At 47.1% G+C, this 5,980-nt stretch carries 4 protein-coding genes; all 4 read left to right on the forward strand.

The annotated features are described in order from the left end of the window. Positions 1–376 precede the first annotated feature (376 nt). The 4 genes from PG888_RS22135 to PG888_RS22150 all read left to right on the forward strand — a co-directional run bounded on the left by PG888_RS22135 (position 377) and on the right by PG888_RS22150 (position 5,145). Positions 377–1,636 carry a tyrosine-type recombinase/integrase gene (locus tag PG888_RS22135; RefSeq protein ID WP_270694399.1) on the forward strand — a complete coding sequence of 420 codons (1,260 nt, stop codon included), beginning with the start codon at positions 377–379 and terminating at the stop codon, positions 1,634–1,636. Between the two features lie 198 nt (positions 1,637–1,834). Next, the gene (locus PG888_RS22140; protein ID WP_182969156.1) at positions 1,835–2,800 is read left to right on the forward strand and encodes a site-specific integrase; all 966 of its coding nucleotides are present in this window, start codon (positions 1,835–1,837) and stop codon (positions 2,798–2,800) included. A gap of 555 nt (positions 2,801–3,355) precedes the next feature. Further along, positions 3,356–3,613: a hypothetical protein gene (locus PG888_RS22145; protein ID WP_017783779.1), complete on the forward strand. Its 258-nt coding sequence runs from the start codon at positions 3,356–3,358 to the stop codon at positions 3,611–3,613. Between the two features lie 176 nt (positions 3,614–3,789). Beyond that, complete coding sequence (locus PG888_RS22150; protein ID WP_182969155.1) at positions 3,790–5,145, forward strand: VapE domain-containing protein; 1,356 nt, start codon at positions 3,790–3,792, stop codon at positions 5,143–5,145. The last annotated feature ends 835 nt before the right edge of the window (positions 5,146–5,980 follow it).

The raw sequence follows: 5,980 nt of genomic DNA on the forward strand, positions 1-5,980 counted from the left end.
TATTAGCTGGTCAAGGATGGCGATCATACCTCAGAAGCCGCGCCACGCCTCGCTCATATGAGGGGATGGTTAAGGGCAGACCTGGCAGGACATAGCAAAATTGGTTTTACCTATCGCCATTATGGAAAAAAATCCACAGTGCAGCGTTTGCAGGCTGTAGTAGAACAATTAGATTTTTCTGATGCGCTTAAATTTGTTCTCCCTCACCGTCCAGAATAAGATTATTAAATAATATAAATAAATTCATCTGGACTATTTATATTGTTTTTTTTGGTGATGAATGACGCACATTAGGAATATCTAATAACCTGTCTTAAATTCCATTGAAATATTGGTAAAAATGGATATTGACAAGCCTGAAAAAATATGATTTGACGTGTTGACATGTCGTTTTGATGCGGTTAATCTCACCGCAAATGACATGAGGGTGGAGTTAATGGCGTATAGAAAAAACAAGATAGCAATGACGATTGAGGTGGCACTAAAAAATAATGTTATTATTATGAAGCCGGCATATGCGCCAGCTACATTTAAGGCTTTTCGTCGCAAATCTGAACAGCTTAATAAATGGATTGGTAGGCAGATTATCTCTGATGTGACCGCAACCGACATGGGCCTCTTTTTGGCTAGGTTGCATCAGGAATATAGTAACAAAACTGTAAATCACTATCTCTCAATCTTGCGGCAGATATTCACTAGGGCTGTGGACGATAGGCTGATTGCCATGAGTCCGATACAAAATATAAAAACGTGTAAAACATCTTCCAACGATCCTGATCCATTTTTACAGCATGAGATCCAGGCTCTGAGGAGTTGCGAGGAGCATTACCCGATTGAGGTGGCATTAATCACCCTGGGAATCGGTACTGGGCTGCGAATTAGCGAACTCATGGCTCTTACTGTCGAGTCAATTGATCTGAATAAGCAGCAGCTGTTTATCGATTTAGCGCTGGTGGATAAGGAATTTAAAATCCCAAAAACCAGGGAGTCAAAACGGGTCATTGAACTGTGTGGCTGGACTCTGAGCGCAGCCAAAACACTGGTTGAGTATGCCCATCAAAGACAACCTCAGTTAATTACTGTATTACAAGCGGACAATAAAAAATCTTTACAGATGTATAGAACCTTATTGGCGTATTCGCAGGAAGAAGATCGGCCCTATGTCTCTGTTGACGATTTTCGGGAGGCATTTTTTAGGCCCTATTGTGAACGAGTAGCTGTACGCTATCGAGGGCCTAGCCAATTCCGCCACACCTATGCGAGTCAGATGCTCACTGCGGGCGTCTCTGTAGAGCGGATTGCCCGTAAAATGGGGCTAACCAGTACCGCCATGATATATAGGCACTACGGGAAATGGATTGTAGAGGATGCACCTGATTATGATGCCGTTGAGGATACTGTGCTGGACCGCTGTTTTAATGGTTTTACGAAACTGGAACCAGCTACGATAGCTAAATCCGACGAGTCTCATCAGTGTTATGGTTCAGACACTGCGTCTATAGACGATAGTGATTCGAGAATACACGATATTTCCGTTAATAGCTCATCTACATTACATATGGATGATAGGCGGATGGCAGCTATACATAAATTGAGTCAGCGATGGGGAGTAGACAAAAACAATATATTCTTATAGGTCAAGTGGTTTTATTTAACTGACAACAAATCCACGATATAATACTGTATGCAATAATTCAATTATTGTAGTGATACCGTTCACTATCATTTTACGATAAACGTTACGTGAGTTGTTATCTTATATGGCTGGCGCTCATAATTTTTGCGTTAAGATAATAGGTTTTAAATAGGGGCCGAAAAGAGCTCTAGGAGATATATGGTTACCAAAAAGACGGAGTTTGAGTATACGAAGCTGGCTAAATTTTTTTATCAGCGCCTTGAAAATAGAGAGATGCCACTCACGGCAAAAAATATTTCTCAGGAATTGCTAGCCTGTGCACCAGATTACCGACCAGGGTATTGGCGGAGACTGCGATGTGCTCTGGCATATCACCAGAATATGCTGGGCTATGCTGATGCTGCCGAACGTATTCGGAGGGCGAAAAACCCTGTGACTGCACATGGTAGCAATTTATCAAAAAGATCCAGACAGCCCCGAGCGAGGGCGATCAATCAGGCAGATGAGGATGCTCTGAAATCATATTTTAATCAACGTGGTGACATTAGTATGGTTTCTGCCATCCTCATTTTTAAAAACGCAGGCATTAGACCCGCTGAGCTTTCAGGTCTGAGGGGGGATGGAAATCGGGTTATTGTGACGGGCGCTAAAAAAAGCCATAGCGGAAAACGGGGGGCAGACCGGACTTTACTGTTGGATGGCATCGATTCTGGCCTGCTCAGATATTGTGTCATGCAGGCACAACGAGTAGACGTTGGTGTGATGCAGGACAGGCTGCGGGCTGCTGGTAAAAAATTATGGCCTAGGCGTAAGGCTCTACCCACATTTTATAGCTGGCGTCACCAGCTCGGCTCTGAGCTCAAAGGTTCCGGAATGGACCGCCAACGTATTGCATATTTGATGGGCCATCAGGCCACTGGCTCTGTTGACCGTTATGGCAATAGGAAATTGGCTAGAGGTGGGCGACTGCCTAGCTGCCCTGCTGATGCCGATTTAAGCGGAATTCGTATGACTCACAGTCAGCTATCAGCGGATAATACACATTATATCAAACCTGAGTCTCCAGTAATAAATCAGGTCAATAATACCTCAGTGCGGAGCAGAGGGATGGCAGCTGTGATATTCAGACGAAAAAATGAATCCAGTGAAAATGATTTGTCTTAATTCAAGTAGGTTATGAATTAATTCATTAGTATATCGAGATTAAAATTGGAGGGGGGTGACAATAAAAATATAGTAAGTAAGTCCGACCGCCACACACGTAAGTGCGAGGCGTGAGACTACGTAAGTACGGGCTTCTTTAACCATACTTACGCGCACAAAAGTGCGTAAGTATGGGGATGTGGTGAGAGTAGCGAACCCGTAACCCCCGTAGTGAGCTTGCGAACGCAGTGGGGTGGAGAATCCCTTTTTATGGATGGCATGGAGCGGGAAATGTGGAATGACCGAGAAGCCTGATATATGTATCAAGGTGGAGTCTGACGAAGGAGGAACAACCTTGATACATATATTGGTGACGGCATCCATATTTATTGCGCAATGCCATTTATAAAAACTGTTTAGATGATTATTTATTATTACACAAAACGCAGTCATGACATCGCTTGATGCTGATCAATCGAGGGCGTTTAGATAACAACCAATATCTAACCAGCAGAATTTATGACAACCGAAAAGGCACAATACTTTTTAACTAAATAGAGGGAATAGAAAAAATAGATGAAAATTCTGAACGAAATTTTGGCTCTCATTGTAGAGCACCCGCGCACCGGATCTAGCAGGGTGCTGGCTGCTGCGTTGGCATCGGCATGTAACACTCACTACGCAGTGTCATTGCTCGATGTGTCTGCGAGGCTTGATGAAAATAGCATGCGGCTGGTTGCGCGTCTTGCTCGGATCACTCAGGAACCCGATTATTCGAACGACGCACAGGATCAGGCGCTCCAACGCCTGCGGGCGCTCGGGCTCATTTGCTGATCGAGGACAGACGGGCTAATACCGCCATTATTGGTTGCACAATACCATTCATAAAAACCGCTTAGATTTAATTGAGTGTATGGTTAATATGTTTGCTGCTCACGAAATTAAAAAGTAGAAAATGACAAGGGCTTCTATATAACAACAATCAGGCGATAAAGCCGAGGACTATAAAAATGAATAATAATGAAAATACTACAGCGGGGCATGATATTCCGTCAAATGATGGTCAGAACGACGGCATTGCCACACAACAGGTTCAACAAGCTGTCAGGTCGGTGATGCAGGGTGAACTGCTGACTCTGCCGGACATGGGTCCTACTGGCCGCCCTATCAAAACCAGTGCAAATCTGTGCGCCCTCATTCGATTTCAGGCATGGTTGCCGCGCTACAACCTGATGACGGGTGAGCCGGAACTGGCGGGTGCTGATGGTGAGCGCCTGGGGGGCTCTGAGGCGGGCCAGCGATCTGCGCTGGTTGATGCCTGCCAGCTGGCAGGTGTGCCGGATGCCGTGATTGAGGAGCACCTGATCGCAATTTGTGAGCGCCACAGTTATCACCCTGTGCGTCAGTGGCTCGAACGTGGGGCTCCGTGGGATGGGAAACCGCGCATCGATGCGGTGATTGCTACCCTCAATTCTGCTAATCCCGTCTATGCGAGTGCGGTGTTACATGCATGGCTGGTTGGGTGTGTCGCTGCACTCTATCAACCGCGCTGGTACTCGAAATTGGTGCCTGTGTTGGTGGGGGCGCAGTCCTATCGAAAAAGCGCCTGGGTGAGCCGTCTGGCTGCTGTGGTGCAAGGTTCGACCCTCGATTGTGCCATCAATCCAGACAAGCCTGATGATGTTCGTCGCGCAGTGTCTGCATGGGTTGTGGAGCTGGCTGAGCTTGAGAGTACGACCCGACATGAGGCGGGTAGCCTCAAGGCTTTTTTGACCCGAGAGAACGACAGCTATCGCCTACCCTATGCCCGCAGCATGACCACCAAAAAGCGCCAGACTTCATTTATTGCCACGGTCAACGGGACGGATTTTCTCAAGGATACAACCGGTAACGCCAGATTTGCTGTTATCGAGTTGGCTGCGGCAGCTGATGTTGAGAGCCTCAATGCGGTCCTTGGCTGGAGCTGGAGTGCAGGCCGTTTGTCCCAGACAGACCCTGAGCAACTGCGCCAGTTTTGGCTGGAGGTAAGGGAACACTATGAGTCTGGCGCGACGTGGTTTCTGGATGACGCGACAGCTGCACTGGCCGCATCGGAAAACGATGCTCACACAGACAAGGGCCCATATTATGAGGTTATTTACCACCACCACCTGTCACGTCCGCTGGCCTCATCTGAATGGCTCACGGCGAGCGAGCTGTGCGCCCGCCACGGTGAGAAGTTGAGCATGGCGAGCAACTGGGGTAAAGCCCTCAGGGTGTTAGCGAGCGAGGGCAAGCTCCAGAGCCGCAAGGAGCGCTCCAATAGGACTGAGTACCTGCTGCCCGTCGATAGCCCCAAAGAGAAGGGCAAAGCCGACAAGAAGTGACTCTTAAGCCCTGCCGATAAGGCGGGGCTTTTTTCTGCCTGTAGGGTTGGCAGATGATTAAGTGATTAGGCAGTGGTTAAGTACAATGTGGACTGCTTAATCAGCTTGAATGCCGCACCATTACTGGCCTACAGTGGGTTTTGGTTAATTGATTAAGTAGTTTCTATATAAAGTCACTGTAAACCTCGGTGAGGGCTCCTCAAACGCTCACAGCGCTTTTCAGCAACGGTACTTAACCACCTAACCATTATTGTATCAAACGCTGTCATAGCAAGGCTCAGGGCTGATTAAGAGGAGGTTGAGTAGCGTAACCAGTACCTAATCACAACAACCGATCACACACCATAAAGATTGCCGATCACCATTACACCGAGAGCTCAGCAGGCATATTGTGAATTGACTCTGTACAACCTAATGGTCGTCGATGCTGATTTTCTTATTGCCGTTGAATACTCAACGGCATATTAGCCATATAGACCCCCAGTATCCTTGTTTAGGTATATCAGACCACTCGATCCATTCCAGGCAGCAGAGCAGAGTCAATACATTGAAAATATTCGTTTGAGTAGTGATATGGCTCATGTTCATGGTGGTAACACCATGGTAAAGTTGAAAAAATCATGAAGCGGCGCCCAAATGACTACGATGATGCTGAGCCCCTGACTGTGCCGTCAGTCGGGTGCGGTAGCCATCGCGTTACGGAGCGAGGCGAACAAGCCGGACAGAGGGCTGCGTACCCCATTAGACCCTACTGGAATCCAGGGCGGGATCGCACTTTGTTAATGAAATTTGAACAGGCAGATCGTCTGTGATCTAATCGCGTCTCCATGCAGGA

It is taken from the genome of Aeromonas sp. QDB23, assembly GCF_027707745.1.
Lineage (GTDB): Bacteria > Pseudomonadota > Gammaproteobacteria > Enterobacterales > Aeromonadaceae > Aeromonas > Aeromonas allosaccharophila.

What these genes read in the sequence shown, in the direction of transcription:
- PG888_RS22150 (WP_182969155.1), top strand. Translation starts at nt 3,790, where the DNA reads ATGAATAATAATGAAAATACTACAGCGGGGCATGATATTCCGTCAAAT.
- PG888_RS22145 (WP_017783779.1), top strand. Translation starts at nt 3,356, where the DNA reads ATGAAAATTCTGAACGAAATTTTGGCTCTCATTGTAGAGCACCCGCGC.
- PG888_RS22140 (WP_182969156.1), top strand. Translation starts at nt 1,835, where the DNA reads ATGGTTACCAAAAAGACGGAGTTTGAGTATACGAAGCTGGCTAAATTT.